The 16234-nt window shown below is 39.8% G+C and carries 9 protein-coding genes, 20 tRNA genes and 2 rRNA genes; 30 read left to right on the top strand and 1 reads right to left on the bottom strand.

What is annotated here, in order from left to right; genetic code table 11:
- The 27 genes from M3182_RS20025 to M3182_RS19895 all read left to right on the top strand — a co-directional run.
- Positions 1-125, top strand: a 23S ribosomal RNA gene (locus tag M3182_RS20025); the annotation flags it as partial.
- Between the two features lie 149 nt (positions 126-274).
- Positions 275-390: ribosomal RNA gene (rrf, locus tag M3182_RS20020) — 5S ribosomal RNA — on the top strand.
- A 10-nt stretch (positions 391-400) separates the two neighbouring features.
- Positions 401-476: transfer RNA gene (locus tag M3182_RS20015), tRNA-Val, on the top strand.
- 30 nt (positions 477-506) lie between these two features.
- Positions 507-582: transfer RNA gene (locus M3182_RS20010), tRNA-Thr, on the top strand.
- 8 nt (positions 583-590) lie between these two features.
- Positions 591-666 (top strand) — tRNA-Lys (locus tag M3182_RS20005).
- 69 nt (positions 667-735) lie between these two features.
- A tRNA-Leu gene (locus M3182_RS20000) sits at positions 736-820 on the top strand.
- Between the two features lie 65 nt (positions 821-885).
- Positions 886-960, top strand: a tRNA-Gly gene (locus M3182_RS19995).
- 7 nt (positions 961-967) lie between these two features.
- Positions 968-1056: transfer RNA gene (locus tag M3182_RS19990), tRNA-Leu, on the top strand.
- A gap of 96 nt (positions 1057-1152) precedes the next feature.
- Positions 1153-1229: transfer RNA gene (locus tag M3182_RS19985), tRNA-Arg, on the top strand.
- A 6-nt stretch (positions 1230-1235) separates the two neighbouring features.
- Positions 1236-1312, top strand: a tRNA-Pro gene (locus tag M3182_RS19980).
- A 9-nt stretch (positions 1313-1321) separates the two neighbouring features.
- A tRNA-Ala gene (locus M3182_RS19975) sits at positions 1322-1397 on the top strand.
- Between the two features lie 25 nt (positions 1398-1422).
- A tRNA-Met gene (locus tag M3182_RS19970) sits at positions 1423-1499 on the top strand.
- 11 nt (positions 1500-1510) lie between these two features.
- Positions 1511-1587: transfer RNA gene (locus M3182_RS19965), tRNA-Ile, on the top strand.
- A 13-nt stretch (positions 1588-1600) separates the two neighbouring features.
- Positions 1601-1693, top strand: a tRNA-Ser gene (locus M3182_RS19960).
- Positions 1694-1858: 165 nt separating this feature from the next.
- Positions 1859-1935: transfer RNA gene (locus M3182_RS19955), tRNA-Met, on the top strand.
- A 24-nt stretch (positions 1936-1959) separates the two neighbouring features.
- Positions 1960-2036: transfer RNA gene (locus M3182_RS19950), tRNA-Asp, on the top strand.
- 15 nt (positions 2037-2051) lie between these two features.
- A tRNA-Phe gene (locus tag M3182_RS19945) sits at positions 2052-2124 on the top strand.
- A 21-nt stretch (positions 2125-2145) separates the two neighbouring features.
- Positions 2146-2219, top strand: a tRNA-Gly gene (locus tag M3182_RS19940).
- Between the two features lie 7 nt (positions 2220-2226).
- Positions 2227-2303, top strand: a tRNA-Ile gene (locus M3182_RS19935).
- Positions 2304-2308: 5 nt separating this feature from the next.
- Positions 2309-2383, top strand: a tRNA-Asn gene (locus M3182_RS19930).
- A 7-nt stretch (positions 2384-2390) separates the two neighbouring features.
- Positions 2391-2481 (top strand) — tRNA-Ser (locus tag M3182_RS19925).
- A gap of 3 nt (positions 2482-2484) precedes the next feature.
- Positions 2485-2556 (top strand) — tRNA-Glu (locus tag M3182_RS19920).
- Positions 2557-2975: 419 nt separating this feature from the next.
- Positions 2976-4913: a 1,4-alpha-glucan branching enzyme gene (glgB, locus tag M3182_RS19915; protein WP_251432014.1), complete on the top strand. Its 1938-nt coding sequence runs from the start codon at positions 2976-2978 to the stop codon at positions 4911-4913.
- The gene (locus tag M3182_RS19910) at positions 4855-6006 is read left to right on the top strand and encodes a glucose-1-phosphate adenylyltransferase (RefSeq protein ID WP_251432011.1); all 1152 of its coding nucleotides are present in this window, start codon (positions 4855-4857) and stop codon (positions 6004-6006) included. Before glgB ends, M3182_RS19910 begins: the two co-directional genes overlap by 59 nt.
- A 19-nt stretch (positions 6007-6025) precedes the next feature.
- Positions 6026-7057: a GlgC family sugar phosphate nucleotidyltransferase gene (locus tag M3182_RS19905; RefSeq protein WP_251559769.1), complete on the top strand. Its 1032-nt coding sequence runs from the start codon at positions 6026-6028 to the stop codon at positions 7055-7057.
- Positions 7054-8505, top strand: a complete 1452-nt coding sequence (gene glgA, locus M3182_RS19900) for a glycogen synthase GlgA (RefSeq protein WP_251559767.1) — start codon at positions 7054-7056, stop codon at positions 8503-8505. Before M3182_RS19905 ends, glgA begins: the two co-directional genes overlap by 4 nt.
- On the top strand, positions 8492-10888 hold the full coding sequence (locus M3182_RS19895) for a glycogen/starch/alpha-glucan phosphorylase (protein WP_251559765.1): 2397 nt from the start codon (positions 8492-8494) through the stop codon (positions 10886-10888). Before glgA ends, M3182_RS19895 begins: the two co-directional genes overlap by 14 nt.
- An 82-nt stretch (positions 10889-10970) precedes the next feature.
- Here the strand turns inward: M3182_RS19895 and M3182_RS19890 are convergent, their stop codons facing one another.
- Positions 10971-11900, bottom strand: a complete 930-nt coding sequence (locus M3182_RS19890) for a 1,4-dihydroxy-2-naphthoate polyprenyltransferase (protein ID WP_251431997.1) — start codon at positions 11898-11900, stop codon at positions 10971-10973.
- Between the two features lie 351 nt (positions 11901-12251).
- Here M3182_RS19890 and M3182_RS19885 point away from each other — a divergent pair, with 351 nt between their 5' ends.
- Genes M3182_RS19885 through menH form a run of 3 tightly spaced genes read left to right on the top strand, consistent with a single transcriptional unit; the run spans position 12252 to position 16223 of the window.
- On the top strand, positions 12252-13658 hold the full coding sequence (locus M3182_RS19885; protein ID WP_251559763.1) for an isochorismate synthase: 1407 nt from the start codon (positions 12252-12254) through the stop codon (positions 13656-13658).
- The gene (gene menD / locus M3182_RS19880; RefSeq protein WP_251559761.1) at positions 13655-15409 is read left to right on the top strand and encodes a 2-succinyl-5-enolpyruvyl-6-hydroxy-3-cyclohexene-1-carboxylic-acid synthase; all 1755 of its coding nucleotides are present in this window, start codon (positions 13655-13657) and stop codon (positions 15407-15409) included. Before M3182_RS19885 ends, menD begins: the two co-directional genes overlap by 4 nt.
- Positions 15399-16223, top strand: a complete 825-nt coding sequence (gene menH, locus M3182_RS19875) for a 2-succinyl-6-hydroxy-2,4-cyclohexadiene-1-carboxylate synthase (protein WP_251559759.1) — start codon at positions 15399-15401, stop codon at positions 16221-16223. The genes menD and menH overlap by 11 nt, the downstream gene beginning before the upstream one ends.
- Positions 16224-16234: the final 11 nt, after the last annotated feature.

Genomic DNA, 16234 nt, shown 5'->3' with positions numbered 1-16234 from the left:
GATGAGATTTCCTTTTAGCATTAGCTAAGTAAGATCCCTGAAAGATGATCAGGTTGATAGGTCAGAGGTGGAAGCGCGGTGACGTGTGGAGCTGACTGATACTAATCGATCGAGGACTTAACCAAAACGAAAAGCAGAGGCTAGGAGCCGGAGCTGGACAACGATACTCAACTTACTTTTCTTCTTACAAACATTATCTAGTTTTGAGGGAATAAAAAAATTCTCTTGCAAAAATGAAAAAAGATATTATAATAATATATGTCTTTAAAAAATGTCTGGTAGCGATAGCGAGAAGGTCACACTCGTTCCCATGCCGAACACGGAAGTTAAGCTTCTCAGCGCCAATGGTAGTTGGGGGATTCCCCCTGTGAGAGTAGGACGCTGCCAGGCTTTGGATAATGGAGGATTAGCTCAGCTGGGAGAGCATCTGCCTTACAAGCAGAGGGTCGGCGGTTCGAGCCCGTCATCCTCCACCATAATTTTTTCACAAAGTGGAAATAATCTTTGCCGGCCTAGCTCAATTGGTAGAGCAACTGACTTGTAATCAGTAGGTTGGGGGTTCAAGTCCTCTGGCCGGCACCATTTTGTACGAGCCATTAGCTCAGTTGGTAGAGCATCTGACTTTTAATCAGAGGGTCGAAGGTTCGAGTCCTTCATGGCTCACCATGATTTTTTCACGTAAGTGAAAATAATCAACCTTTAAATCGCGCTAGCGAAAATAACTTCCAATAGTATGCGGGTGTGGCGGAATTGGCAGACGCACTAGACTTAGGATCTAGCGCCGCAAGGCGTGGGGGTTCGACTCCCTTCACCCGCACCAAGATTTTTTTGCGATAGCAAAAATAATCATCATTCATTGTACTGTAAAAACAATGTATCCTATATGCGGAAGTAGTTCAGTGGTAGAATACAACCTTGCCAAGGTTGGGGTCGCGGGTTCGAATCCCGTCTTCCGCTCCATTGAATTGCCGGGGTGGCGGAACTGGCAGACGCACAGGACTTAAAATCCTGCGGTAGGTGACTACCGTACCGGTTCGATTCCGGTCCTCGGCACCATGATTTTTTCACGGAAGTGAAAAAAATCATCCTTTAAATCAAGATAGTAACAATAAAGATAAATCTATTCTTTATTTACTAACTAAATAGAATCTTGCGCCCGTAGCTCAATTGGATAGAGCGTTTGACTACGGATCAAAAGGTTAGGGGTTCGACTCCTCTCGGGCGCGCCATAAAAACGGGAAGTAGCTCAGCTTGGTAGAGCACTTGGTTTGGGACCAAGGGGTCGCAGGTTCGAATCCTGTCTTCCCGACCATTATAAAATGGGGCCTTAGCTCAGCTGGGAGAGCGCCTGCTTTGCACGCAGGAGGTCAGCGGTTCGATCCCGCTAGGCTCCACCATTTTAATAATTAAAGATGCTAATATGGCGGTGTAGCTCAGCTGGCTAGAGCGTACGGTTCATACCCGTAAGGTCGGGGGTTCGATCCCCTCCGCCGCTACCATATATATTCATGGACCTTTAGCTCAGCTGGTTAGAGCAGACGGCTCATAACCGTCCGGTCGTAGGTTCGAGTCCTACAAGGTCCACCATTATATTTATCACGGAGGAATACCCAAGTCTGGCTGAAGGGATCGGTCTTGAAAACCGACAGGCGGGTTAAACCGCGCGGGGGTTCGAATCCCTCTTCCTCCGCCATATATTTTTTCGTAATAACATTATCGCGGGGTGGAGCAACGAGCGTTACTTCATTGAAACAACTGCGAGTTGTACCGATCGAGCTTCTACTTGATTAAGCTTTCTGAGACCGGGACAGTTAGTGCTAACATAGAGCATGAACAAATCTATGTAAAATAATATTATCGCGGGGTGGAGCAGTCCGGTAGCTCGTCGGGCTCATAACCCGAAGGTCGCAGGTTCAAATCCTGCCCCCGCAACCAATTTTTTTAAGGCAAGGTAAATATGGTCCGGTAGTTCAGTTGGTTAGAATGCCTGCCTGTCACGCAGGAGGTCGCGGGTTCGAGTCCCGTCCGGACCGCCATATAAATATTTTTTTGGCTCAGTAGCTCAGTCGGTAGAGCAATGGACTGAAAATCCATGTGTCGGCGGTTCGATTCCGTCCTGAGCCATCTTTATCCTTTTAGGATAATGCGGGTGTAGTTTACTGGTAAAACCTCAGCCTTCCAAGCTGATGTAGTGGGTTCGATTCCCATCACCCGCTCCATTATTATGGGCCTATAGCTCAGCTGGTTAGAGCGCACGCCTGATAAGCGTGAGGTCGGTGGTTCGAGTCCACTTAGGCCCACCATTTGTTCCGCAGTAGCTCAGTGGTAGAGCATTCGGCTGTTAACCGAACGGTCGTAGGTTCGAATCCTACCTGCGGAGCCATTTATATGGGGAAGTACTCAAGTGGCTGAAGAGGCGCCCCTGCTAAGGGTGTAGGTCGGGCAACCGGCGCGAGGGTTCAAATCCCTCCTTCTCCGCCATCTGGCCCGTTGGTCAAGCGGTTAAGACACCGCCCTTTCACGGCGGTAACACGGGTTCGAATCCCGTACGGGTCATAAAAAGCTGTAGACATCGTCTACAGCTTTTTTGTTGTGTTTAAACCGGAACATAACAATCAATTGCATTTTCGTATGTCTAAGTGTTTGGTGAGACTTTTTTTCAGTTTTTAAACTTTTTGAAAAACTATTCCCGTCTAAGATTAATCAACTACTCCTTTTTCTTCTTATTTATTTTTCAAACTACTCTTTTCCTTTATCCCTAAATTCAAGTAAACGGCCCTTTTTACAAGTATTTTATTTTCTCTTTGAAAAACTTTCCGACATTTTTTTCTTTCGTTATCTTATTGCAAAAGCATTGGAAGCGGTACCGTTTTTTGTGTGTCGAATGATGACGAACAGTTTACAAAGTGTTCACAAGGTATTTTGTTTAAAATCTAGAATAAGATTGAAAAAGATAAAGAAGGCAGGTGAGGTGGGTGTATACACATCCAACTGATTTTCAACTGCACTTATTCCACGAAGGTTCATTGTTTAAGAGCTATGATTTATTTGGAGCACATATCTTAAATGATGAACAAATAGGTATTTACACGCGTTTTTGTGTATGGGCTCCTTCCGCAAGCGAGGTAAGAGTGGTTGGGGATTTTAATAATTGGAATGGTGAAGACTACAGATTTACGAGAATGAATAATGAAGGTGTCTGGTTTTTATATGTAGAGGAAGATCTATCAGGATCTATATACAAGTATGAAATCATACAGGCAAACGGACAGTCCAGGTTAAAGTCTGACCCATATGCCTTCCACTCGGAAAAACGACCGAATACAGCATCAATTGTTTACTCGTTAGAAGATTACGAGTGGAGCGATCGTCGCTGGCTGAATACTAGGGATAATACTCATAGACGTACTCAACCAATGGCGATTTATGAGGTCCATCTTGGTTCATGGAAACTTGCTGAGGATGGTTCACTTCTAACCTACAGACAACTTGCTCAGGAATTAATCCCCTATGTCTTATCACATGGATACACTCATATTGAAGTATTGCCTCTAACTGAGCATCCGCTCGACATTTCCTGGGGATACCAAGGTACTGGCTACTATTCTGTTACGAGTCGTTTTGGTACACCCCATGATTTTATGTACTTAATTGACCAATGCCACCAGAATGGAATTGGTGTCATTCTCGATTGGGTTCCAGGACATTTCTGTAAGGACGAACATGGCCTTTATTGTTTTGATGGCAGTTTTGTTTATGATTACCAAAATGAAAGAGACCGTGAAAACGAAGTATGGGGAACAGCAAATTTTGATCTTGGAAAAACAGAAGTACATAGTTATCTGATTTCAAATGCGTTGTTTTGGATTGAAAAATATCATATTGATGGTTTCCGTATTGATGCAGTGGCGAATATTATTTATTGGCCAAACTCCAATCAGGAAGTAAATCCCTATGGTGTTAGTTTTTTGAAAAAATTAAATAGCACGATTACGAGGGAGTTTCCAAGTGTTCTGATTATTGCAGAGGATTCTACAGAGTGGCCAAAGGTCACTACACCTGTTGAGGATGGTGGACTAGGTTTTACGTATAAATGGAATATGGGTTGGATGAATGACATGTTGACGTACATGGAAACACCTGCTTTAGAGAGAAGTCAACACCATGATAAAGTAACCTTCTCCTTGCTTTATGCCTTTTCAGAATCCTTCATTTTACCGTTTTCTCACGATGAGGTCGTACATGGAAAAAAATCACTGCTAAACAAAATGCCTGGGGACTACTGGCAGAAGTTTGCCCAGCTAAGGTTGTTATTAGGTTACATGGCAGCCCACCCTGGGAAAATGCTCACCTTTATGGGAACAGAACTTGGGCAATTTGCAGAATGGAAAGACCGAGAACAGGTAGATTGGCATTTACTTGATTATGAGATGCATGAGAAACTAAATGATTTCGTAAAAGCTTTGTTAAAAGTTTATAAACTGAATAAGCCACTCTATGAAGTCGATGATTCTTATGAGGGTTTTGAATGGATTGACGCAAATAATCATCATCAATCTGTCTTCTCCTTCATCCGAAAAGGTTCAAAGGATGATGATTTTCTAATCATCATTTGTAATTTTACGCCTATTGCATATCCAAAGTATCGAATCGGGGTACCACAACTGAAAACTTACCGAGAAATCCTAAATAGTGATAGTGCTGAATTTGGAGGCTCTGGGGTTATAAATAAACGACCAATCGTGACCGAAGAGATTGAGTTTCATGGACATCCTTATTCTATTGAATTTTCACTTGCTCCGTTTGGGATATCCATATTTCGACCGGTTAAAAAGAGAAAGGGGAAGGTAATAAATGCAAAAGAAAAAGCAAAAGATCGTCGCAATGCTACTAGCAGGAGGACAGGGAAGTAGATTGAATTCGTTAACAAAAAACCTTGCAAAGCCTGCTGTTCCCTTTGGCGGGAAATATCGGATTATTGATTTTCCATTAAGTAACTGCACAAACTCAGGTATAGATACCGTTGGTGTGTTAACTCAATATCAACCTCTTATTTTAAATTCCTATATTGGGATTGGTAGTGCGTGGGATTTGGATCGGAAGGATGGAGGGGTTACAGTACTCCCTCCCTATACTGCATCAACAGAAATGAAGTGGTATACCGGTACAGCAAGTGCAATTTTTCAAAATCTCAATTATCTCCAACAATATGATCCTGAATATGTCCTGATTCTATCTGGAGATCATATTTATAAAATGAACTATGAATTAATGTTGGATTATCATATACAAAAAGGGGCCGATGCAACGGTATCCGTTGTTCAAGTTCCTTGGGAGGAAGCAAATCGCTTTGGAATTCTGAATACAGATAACAATCATCAAGTTGTTGAGTTTGATGAAAAACCTAAGGAACCAAAAAGCAATTTAGCTTCGATGGGGATTTATATCTTTAATTGGAAAGTACTTGAGGCGTATCTCCTAATGGATGAACAGAATCCTAATTCTAGCCATGATTTTGGCAAAGATATATTACCAAAAATGCTTCAGGATCAAAAGGATCTTTTTGCATACCCATTTAAAGGATATTGGAAAGACGTTGGGACTGTGCAAAGCCTTTGGGAGGCAAATATGGATTTGTTAGATGATAACAATGAACTAGATTTATTTGATCAAAGTTGGCGAATATATTCGGTTAATCCAAATCAACCCCCTCAATATATTAGCAAGGACGCCATTATCACGAATTCACTAGTCAATGAGGGTTGTACAATTGAAGGGAATGTTATTAGGACTGTCGTGTTTCAAGGCGTATCAATTGGAAAAGATTCAGTCATTAAAGACTCTGTTATTATGCCGGATGCCATCATTGAAAAAGGTTGCTACATTGAGAATGCGATTGTTTCTTCTGGAGTAAAAATAACTGCAGGTTCTGTTATTCGCCCAAAAGAAGAAGGCGAAATTCTTCTAGTTTCTGATGAGATGCTAGAAGAAATGATAACTAACTAGTTTGGGAGTGATATATAAAGTGAATAAACATTTATTAGGTGTAATCGATGCTACAACACATATAGAGGACCTAGAAGAATTAACCTCTCATCGATCAGTTGCAGCCATCCCATTTGGTGGTCGTTATCGTCTAATCGATTTTATCTTGTCAAATATGGTGAATTCGGGTATCCAGAGCGTTGCAATTTTTCCGAAATTTCAATACCGTTCCTTAATGGATCATTTAGGCTCAGGTAAAAACTGGGACCTAAATCGAAAGCGGGATGGATTATTCTTCTTCCCTTCTCCAAGGCTTGATAAACCTATTTTTGGTATAAATTCATTTGAACATTTTGCTGAGAATATGGATTTCTTAACTAGGAGTACGCAAGAGTACTGCTTAATCTCGAATGCAAACACCATTTTCAATATGGATTTCTCGCCACTCCTTGATTGGCATATTGATAGCAATTGTGATATTACAGAAGTACAAAAAAACGGCAGGTCTATCAATCTTTTTCTGGTAAAAACCTCTTTATTATTAGATTTGATTCATACTAGAAAAGAAACAGGTTACTTGAATATGAAAGATGTTGTGACGGATTTAAACAGTCCTTACCGTGTTTGTCATTATTCGTATGAAGGTTACGCTCTAACGGTTGATTCCATCAGTACTTACTATGCTGCTAGTATGGAGTTACTAAACCGAGAGATTTGGGAAAAGTTATTTTTACAAGAGCGCCCTATTTTAACAAAGGTAAAAGATGAGCCACCGACTCGATATACGAGTTCAGCGGTTGTTTTTAATTCAATGATTGCTAATGGTGCTCAAATCGAAGGTACGGTTGAAAATAGCATTATCGCTCGCGGTGTGCATATTGCGAAAGGAGCGGTAGTGAAGAACAGCATTATCATGCAAAAAACAGTCATCCAAGAAAACTGTGTGTTAGAGCATGTAATCTTAGACAAAGACGTAAAAATTGAACAAGGTACAACGATTATTGGGACAGAGCAGGTTCCGAAGATATTACGGAAAGGTTCAATCGTAAAGGGAGAGTGTGTAAGTTCGTGAAAATATTGTTTGCTGTATCAGAATGTGTACCATTTGTCAAATCCGGTGGGCTTGCAGATGTTGCCGGCTCTCTTCCTAAAGAATTGAATTCTCTTGGTATGGATGTTCGCGTCATTCTACCAAAATATCAACTCATCCCAGATGAGTATAAGAAAAAAATGAAAAAAATCGCTGAATTTATTGTCCCAGTTGGCTGGCGTAACCAATATTGTGGAATTGATATGCTTGAGCTAGACGGGGTAACTTATTATTTCATAGACAATGAGTATTATTTCAAACGTAGGCAAATGTATGGGGACTTTGATGAAGGAGAGCAATTCGCTTATTTTAATAGGGCGATTCTTGAAAGTATAAGTGAAATTGATTTTTATCCAGATGTGATCCACTGTCACGATTGGCATACAGGGATGGTTCCATTTTTATTACAAGAACAATATCGTGAACGTGATGGTTATAATACCATTCAAACAGTTTTTACGATTCATAATTTGCAATTCCAAGGTATCTTCCCTTATGACATTCTAGGAGACTTGTTTGGGCTCAATGCACAGGAGTGTCGAACTGAGTTGCTCGAATTCTATGGAAATGTTTCATTTATGAAAGCTGCGCTACTAACTGCTGATAAAATTACTACAGTCAGCCCGACCTATATGAATGAAATTCAAACTGTTTACTTTGGCGAAAAAATGGACGGTGTGCTGAGAAGTCGGGAAGCTGATTTAGTGGGAATTTTAAATGGCATTGATTATGAAATGTATAATCCAAAAACAGATACTCTAATTGCCAGTCAATATGATGGGACAGATACAGAAGCTCATCTACTTAATAAACTAGAACTTCAAAAACAGTTTGGCTTGCCACAAGATAAAGAAATTCCACTGATTGCGATGGTTACGAGATTAACGAAACAAAAAGGTTTAGAACTTGTTAGAGGCGTTTTCCATGAAATCATGGATACAGGTGCACAGTTAATTGTTCTTGGAACCGGTGAAAGAGAGTTTGAGTATTTCTTCAGTCAAATGTCGATTCAATATTACAATCAGTGTAAGGTTTTTATTGGGTTTGATGAGGGACTCGCACATCGGGTTTACGCTGGATCTGATTTCTTCCTCATGCCATCAAAATTTGAACCTTGCGGGCTTAGCCAGCTGATTGCGCTTCGTTATGGTTCCATCCCAATCGTAAGGGAGACCGGTGGTTTGAATGACACAGTCAAATCCTATAATGGAGAAGTTGGGACAGGAAATGGTTTTACGTTTACGAATTTCAATGCACATGACATGTTGTATACCATAGAAAGAGCGCTGGAATACTTTAAAGATCCTAAACAATGGAATCAGTTAGTGGAGCACGTTATGCAGCTTGATTTTAGTTGGGCGCAGTCTGCTAAAATTTATCAGCAATTATACGCTGACCTAACCAAGGAGAGTGTTTATGTTTGCCAATAAACTTGAGTTTAAGGAAGCGTATTTAAAAAAACTTGAAATGACATTTGGAACCATATTCACTGAAAGTACGAAACGAGAACAGTTTCAAACCTTAGGTCTAATGATTCGGGAATATGTTAGTGCAAATTGGATTCAAACAGGAGACCTTTATCGTCAGGAAGGAAAGAAGCAAATCTATTATCTATCCATTGAGTTTTTATTAGGGCGGCTGTTACGCCATAATTTAATGAATCTTGGAATTGAAGAGATTGTAACGGAGGGACTCAATGAGCTAGGAATTGACCTTGAGGAGCTTGAAGAGATTGAGGCTGATGCCGGCCTTGGAAACGGGGGGTTAGGTCGGTTAGCAGCATGTTTTTTAGATTCGCTCGCGACTTTAAATCTTCCGGGACATGGGTGTGGTATTCGCTATAAACATGGGTTATTTGAACAGAAAATCATTGAAGGTTACCAAGTCGAACTCCCAGAACAGTGGTTGAGGCACGGGCATGTTTGGGAAGTTAGAAGAGCGGATGATTCGGTTGATATCCGTTTTTGGGGTCAGGTGGAGAGTTACGATGAAAATGGTAAGCTAAAATTCCGGCATCAAGATGCTGAGGTTGTCACGGCTGTTCCGTATGATCTTCCAGTCATTGGTCATGAGACGGAAACAGTAAATACTCTGCGCTTGTGGAGTGCAGAGCCTTCCCGTTTTTCGCATAATATTGATCATTTAAAATATAAACAAGAAACAGAGGCCATTTCTGAATTCCTCTATCCAGATGATACTCATGATGAGGGGAAAATTCTCAGGTTAAAACAACAATATTTATTAGTTGCTGCAAGTTTGCATTCCATTGTTACGGAGTATAAAAAACAGAAGCAGAGCTTGTCAGAATTTCATCAGAATATCGGTATTCATATTAATGATACTCACCCAGCTTTAGCCGTTCCCGAATTAATGAGAATCCTCATCGATGAAGAAGGATTTGGGTGGGAAGAGGCATGGCATATTACGGTCAACACGTTGTCTTATACAAATCATACAACTTTATCCGAGGCCTTGGAACGCTGGCCAATTCGGATTTTTCAGCCATTACTTCCTAGGATTTTTATGATTATTGAAGAAATTAATGAGCGATTTTGCCAGAAATTGTGGGATCTTTATCCAGGGGATTGGGACCGAATTGAAAATATGGCTGTAATCGCCCATGGGGAAGTGAAAATGGCGCCGCTGGCTATTGTTGGAACACATAGTATTAATGGGGTAGCTAAACTTCATACAGAAATCCTTAAGGAAAGAGAAATGAATGCTTATTATCAAATTTATCCCGAACGCTTTAACAACAAAACAAACGGCATCACTCATCGGCGTTGGTTAAATAAGGCTAATCCGAAGCTCGCTAAGTTGATTACGGAAGCAATTGGAGGGAGCTGGATTAAAGACACAACTAAATTAGAAGACCTTCTTCGCTTTAAGCAGGATGATGCTTTCTTAGCTGAATTCGGGAAAATAAAGACGGAGAATAAACAAATTCTTTCCAAGATTATATATGAGAAAAATGGGATTGCTGTTGACCCAAATTCAATCTTTGATGTTCAGGTAAAAAGATTGCATGCATATAAACGACAGCTGTTGAACGTGCTCCATATCATGTACATGTATAATCGTTTGAAGAAGGACCCTAGTTTGCCGTACTATCCTAGGACCTTTATATTTGGTGCGAAAGCCTCTCCAGGATATTACTTCGCTAAAAAAGTGATAAAGCTAATCAATACGGTAGCCGATAAAGTGAATCACGACCATGATGTAAATGATAAGTTAAAGGTAGTTTTTCTCGAAAATTACCGAGTGTCACTAGCAGAAAAAATATTTCCAGCAGCTGATGTAAGTGAGCAAATCTCAACTGCCAGCAAAGAAGCTTCAGGAACTGGAAATATGAAATTTATGATGAACGGGGCCTTAACGGTAGGAACGCTTGATGGAGCAAATGTAGAAATTACAGAGCTTGTTGGAGAAGAGAATGTATTTCTTTTTGGGTTAACGGCTCAAGACGTCCTAAATTATCAAAATTATGGTGGATATTATTCTCGAGAAATTTACCAGAATGACCGGCGAATACAGGAAGTCATTAATCAGCTAGTCAATGACTTTTTCCCTGAAACGGATGGGGAGTTTACGGCTATATATGAATCGCTGTTAGATCATAACGACCAATACTTTGTTTTAAAAGATTTTGCTTCGTATGCCAATATTCAAGAAAGAATCGGGAATGAATATGGCAATCGTCGTGAGTGGCTAGAAAAAAGCTTAGTGAATGTTGCTAAATCAGGATTTTTCTCGAGTGATCGAACGATTCGAGAATATGCACAAGAAATTTGGAATATACAACCATTTAAGTAGAGAACGGATCATTTTGAGTGATAGGGCTATAAAGAATAAAGATGAAAAGCCTCTGCAAGGAAGCAGAGGCTTTTGGTTTGTTTTACAGATAACTAATAAAAAATCCGACTGATAGTAACAAAGCGAAAAATGTATTCGTTTGAGCTGTAGCTTTCATAGCAGGCATCATTTCAAGAGGGTTTTTCCCTGTTTTAAAGACCTTAACAGCTGTAATGGGTTTAGGTAGACTTAAAGCAACAACAGCTAGCCATGGTGTTGTTACACCAGTTATGATGAGCGCAAGAATCCAAATATAAGAAACGATAAACATTCCTGCTAATACTCGAACTGCATTTTTCTTTCCAACGAGGATTGCCAATGTTTTCCGGCCAAAATCCTTATCCCCATCAAAATCACGAATATTATTTGATAATAAAATGGCACCTACTAAAATAAAACTCGGAATGGAGACCAATACGCTAGTAGTTGTAACAGTCCCTGTTTGAATGTAAAAGGAAATAACAATAAATAAAAGTCCCATGAAAAAGCCAGCAAATAACTCGCCAAAAGGTGTATATGCAATTGGGAGAGGTCCGCCGGTATAAAGATAGCCAACAAGCATTCCAACAAGTCCAATAACAGCAAGCCACCAGCTTGTATTCATACAGATATAAATCCCGATTAAGATTGAAATACCGTATAGAATGAGAGCTAACCTCATTACCGTATCCGGCTTGATACCGTTTCGTACAATAGCCCCACCAATACCGATTGATTCTTCAGTATCAAGACCTCGCTTATAATCATAATACTCATTAAACATGTTTGTAGCTGCTTGAATTAGCAAACAAGCAATTAATGTTGCTAAAAATAGCGGTATATTAATGGATGTTACCTCAATAGCGAGTGCAGTCCCAAGTAGAACTGGTGCAAATGCAGCGGTTAAAGTATGGGGACGTGTCAGTTGCCACCACTTTTGAATTCCTTGGTCACTTGCTATTGGGGAAGAACCAGGTTGAAGAGGTGTTTGCATTTTCCTATTCTCTCCCTTATCTATAATTAATGATTGTAAACAAACTATACAATAGTATCAATAATACTTATTTTTGTCAAAAGGATAACCAAAACAACTAGTAAATCTTCCTTACAATATAAAGTGTATGTCGAGGATACTAGCCTGTCAAATACAATTTCAAGGGAGTTATGGGTAGTTTTCCCTTCTTGTATTCTGCTTAAGGGGAATTGATCTAGCGTAATATATAATAAGGATAAAACTAGTTTGTGGAAGGGTGTCTTGTTGACATTGTAATATAGGAAGTGTATCTTAAAATAAGTTTGAAAACGTGTGATAACAGGTAAGAGATCTGTTATTGGGGGGATAGATTTGGTTACCATTCAGGATACAGAATTGAGGCAAGGAATTGCTATTGCCATTGATAAAGCAAAGCATTTTTCTCATTCCGTATTGGCAAGTGAAGTCCAAAAGGTGAATTGGATTGATCCTTATCAGTTTTATGCTAACGGAAATAAATGTTTTGTAGGAGAAAGATTTTTTTGGAAAGACCCAGATGGAGAGCAGATTATCGTTGGATTGGGTGTTGCTAAACAAATTCAATCGGAAATGAAGATAAATCGTTTTGATGAGATAGAAGAGAAATGGCAGCATGTATTAAAAGATGCAGTTATTGTCGGTGAACAGACAAATGCCGGAAGTGGCCCTACTCTATTTGGTGGATTCAGCTTTGATCCTTTAAAGAAAAAGACTAGACTTTGGGAGAAGTTTACGGAATCACTCTTTCATCTTCCTAAATATATGTTAACAATTATCAAGGGACAAGCGTATTTAACGACTAATATTATTTGCTCACAGCAGGATGACCTTCGCTTGGTTGAAAAGGTAACCGTAGAACGTCAGGCCTTATTAGAAAGTGGAAGTTCTGTTCCGGAGTTTACAGAACCTGTAATAAATGATATACAGGAAATTCACCCAGAAGAGTGGAAAGAATCTGTTACAAATCTTGTGAAGTCTTTCCAGGAAAGCGACTTAAAAAAGGTTGTTCTCGCACGGGAATTGCGGCTTCGTTTCGAAAATCCAGTTCAAGTGGAAAGAGTGTTATCTCATTTATTAATGGAGCAAAAAGAAAGCTATATTTTTGCTTTTGAAGTGAATGGTGATTGTTTTATTGGTGCTACACCTGAAAGATTAGTCAAAAAGGAGAACAATCAATATTTCTCTACTTGCCTCGCTGGGTCCATTGCTAGGGGGAAAGATCAAATAGAAGATGAAAGGTTAGGCGAAAGCCTACTTAATGACCCCAAAAATTTAATTGAACATCATTATGTTGTTGAAATGATTAAGGAAGCAATGGAAGAAACATGTGATGAAGTCATTTTACCTAATAAACCACAATTAATGAAAACAAAATTTATTCAACATTTATATACTCCTGTGGTAGGGAAAAGTCGAGAAGGAACTAGTTTATTTAATGTAGTGAACAGACTTCACCCAACACCAGCATTAGGAGGCCTTCCGAAAGAACCTGCTGTCGCAAAAATTAGAGAAATTGAAGAATTAGATAGAGGGTTTTATGCTGCGCCGATTGGATGGATGGACTTCAACGGGAATGGGGAATTTGCTGTGGCAATTCGTTCCGCATTAGTGCAAGGCAAGGAAGCTTCTTTATTTGCAGGTTGTGGCGTAGTCGAAGATTCTAAAGCGGAAAGTGAATATATTGAAACCAAAATCAAATTTAGACCGATGTTAACCGCGCTTGGGGGAAATCAAATATGAATCATCAACAAGCATTAACAGATTATCTCGCTGCCTTTGTTGCAGAACTAGCTTATTCAGGTGTTCAAGATGTTGTCATAAGTCCAGGGTCGCGCTCTACACCGATTGCACTTGTTATGGCAGAACATCCGAATTTAAACTTGCATGTACATGTAGATGAAAGGTCTGCTGCTTATTTTGCCCTTGGAATTGCTAAAGCAAAGCAAAACCCAGTAGCGATCCTTTGTACATCTGGTACAGCAGCAGCGAATTATTACCCAGCAATCGTTGAAGCGAAAATTTCGCGAGTGCCATTGGTTGTTTTAACGGCTGATCGTCCACATGAATTGCGTGATGTTGGAGCGCCACAGGCGATTGATCAAATACACCTTTATGGTCGTCAAGTGAAATGGTTCGCTGAAATGTCACCACCTGATCATAAAGAAGAAATGATACGATATGCGCGCATGGTTTGTGCTCGAGCTGCTGCAACGGCTATTCAGCACCCTGCAGGGCCTGTTCATTTGAACTTCCCGCTGAGAGAGCCATTAATCCCTGACTTACATGAAAATTTATTTGAACTCACACATCGTAAAGAAGGGTATGTGAGAATTGAAGAGGCTAGGCTTTCTTTATCAGAGGATCAATTTGAAAATCTTGCAGCTCTTTTAACTTCAAAACGGAAGGGTTTGATTGTCTGCGGTCCTATAGATGACACAGAGTTTGCTGAAGCAGTGGTCGAATTAGGAATGAAATTAAAATATCCAATCATAGCGGACCCCCTTTCACAACTTAGAAGTGGACCCCATAATCAAGCAGGCATTATTGATGGTTATGATACATTCCTGCGCTTTGAAGATGCAAAAGAGGAGTTAAAGCCAGAAGTAATTATTCGCTTTGGAGCGATGCCTGTCTCCAAAGCTTTAACGATATTTATGAAAGAAAATCGTGAGGTACCGATGATTGTGGTTGATGGTGGCAGTGGTTGGCGCGACCCACTGACGGCTGCATCTGAAATGATTTATTGTGACGAGAGTGTCTTCTGTCAACAACTAGGGCAACAGCTTGAAGTTAACAAAGATGCAAGTTATTTACAAACGTGGACACACATCAATCAGATTGCAAAGCAATCATTATCTACCATCAGAGATGTTTCCGAGCTTAGCGAAGGAAAGCTCTTTCATTTATTAACGGATATATTACCTTCAGAAAGTACATTGTTTGTTGGAAATAGTATGCCGATCCGAGACTTGGATACATTCTTTTTCAACAATAAAAAAAATATAAAAATCATGGGGAATAGAGGGGCTAATGGGATTGATGGTATTGTTTCAACAGCCTTAGGTGCAGCGACTGTAGCCGAACCTCTTTATTTGGTTTTGGGGGACTTGACGTTTTTCCATGATTTGAATGGGCTTCTTGCTGCTAAGTTATTTAAACTTAATGTGACCATTATTGTTATTAATAATAATGGTGGAGGAATTTTCTCCTTCTTGCCGCAGTCAGAGCATCCAAAGCATTTTGAGTTATTATTTGGAACTCCCCTTGATATCGAATTTGGTCCTGTTGTAGAAATGTATGGTGGAAGTTACTATAAAGTATCAGGTTGGGACAATTTCGAGCAAAAGCTTGTACATAATAACAATCAAGGCCTAAAAGTGCTAGAGGTTTCGACAGAGAGGGACAGGAATCTTAAAGAACATCGAGATTTGTGGAAATATGTTTCCCGGGAAATAAGTAATGTTTTAAAGAGTGGGAAAAATGAAGATTAATCTTAACGATGTTATGTACAATGTCGAACAAAGTGGGAGTGGTTTCCCACTTTTGTTGTTACATGGTTTTACAGGATCGATTGAGACATGGTATCCCTTTCTTCCCATTCTTAAATCTCAAAACATAATGATTGATTTATTAGGGCATGGGAAGACAGAGTCTCCATCTGATAGTAACCGCTATGATATTCAAAAGGCTGCTGAGGATTTAAATCTTCTTTTAGATCAATTAGATATAGAAAAAACGGATGTTCTAGGATACTCAATGGGAGGAAGACTAGCGATTACTTTTGCGGTTCTTTTTCCAAACAGAGTTAGGAAATTAATCCTTGAGAGCACGACCCCTGGTTTGAAGAGGGATTTTGATCGACAAGAAAGAAGAGAACGAGATGCTAAACTGGCTAATAAGATTCTTTCAGAGGGAGTAGAGGCATTTGTTCGTCATTGGGAAAATATCCCTTTGTTTCAAACGCAACTGAACCTTCCTGATAAGGTTAGAGAACAGATTAGAAATCAGCGCATGCAAAATAATTGTATAGGTCTTTCCAATAGTTTACTCGGTATGGGAACTGGATCACAACCTTCATGGTGGGAGACATTGCCGACTTGGTCTTTCCCTACCTTATTTTTAGCAGGAGAATGGGATGAAAAGTTCTGCAAAATTGGTATCGAGGTTGCTAGTGCTGTTCCAAATGGTCTCTTCATGAAGATAAAAAACGCTGGGCATGCGATTCATGTGGAAGAAACTGAAAAATTTGGTACAATAGTAAGTGAGTTTTTGTCGAATGATAAAGTGGTAGAAAAACTCAAGTAGTTGAAAAACAT

Origin of the sequence: Mesobacillus maritimus (assembly GCF_023715205.1) — a bacterium.
GTDB classification, from domain to species: Bacteria; Bacillota; Bacilli; order Bacillales; family Cytobacillaceae; genus Mesobacillus_B; species Mesobacillus_B maritimus_C.
The sequence above is the reverse complement of the archived record's forward strand: the minus strand, read 5'-3'. Positions and strand labels throughout refer to the sequence as shown.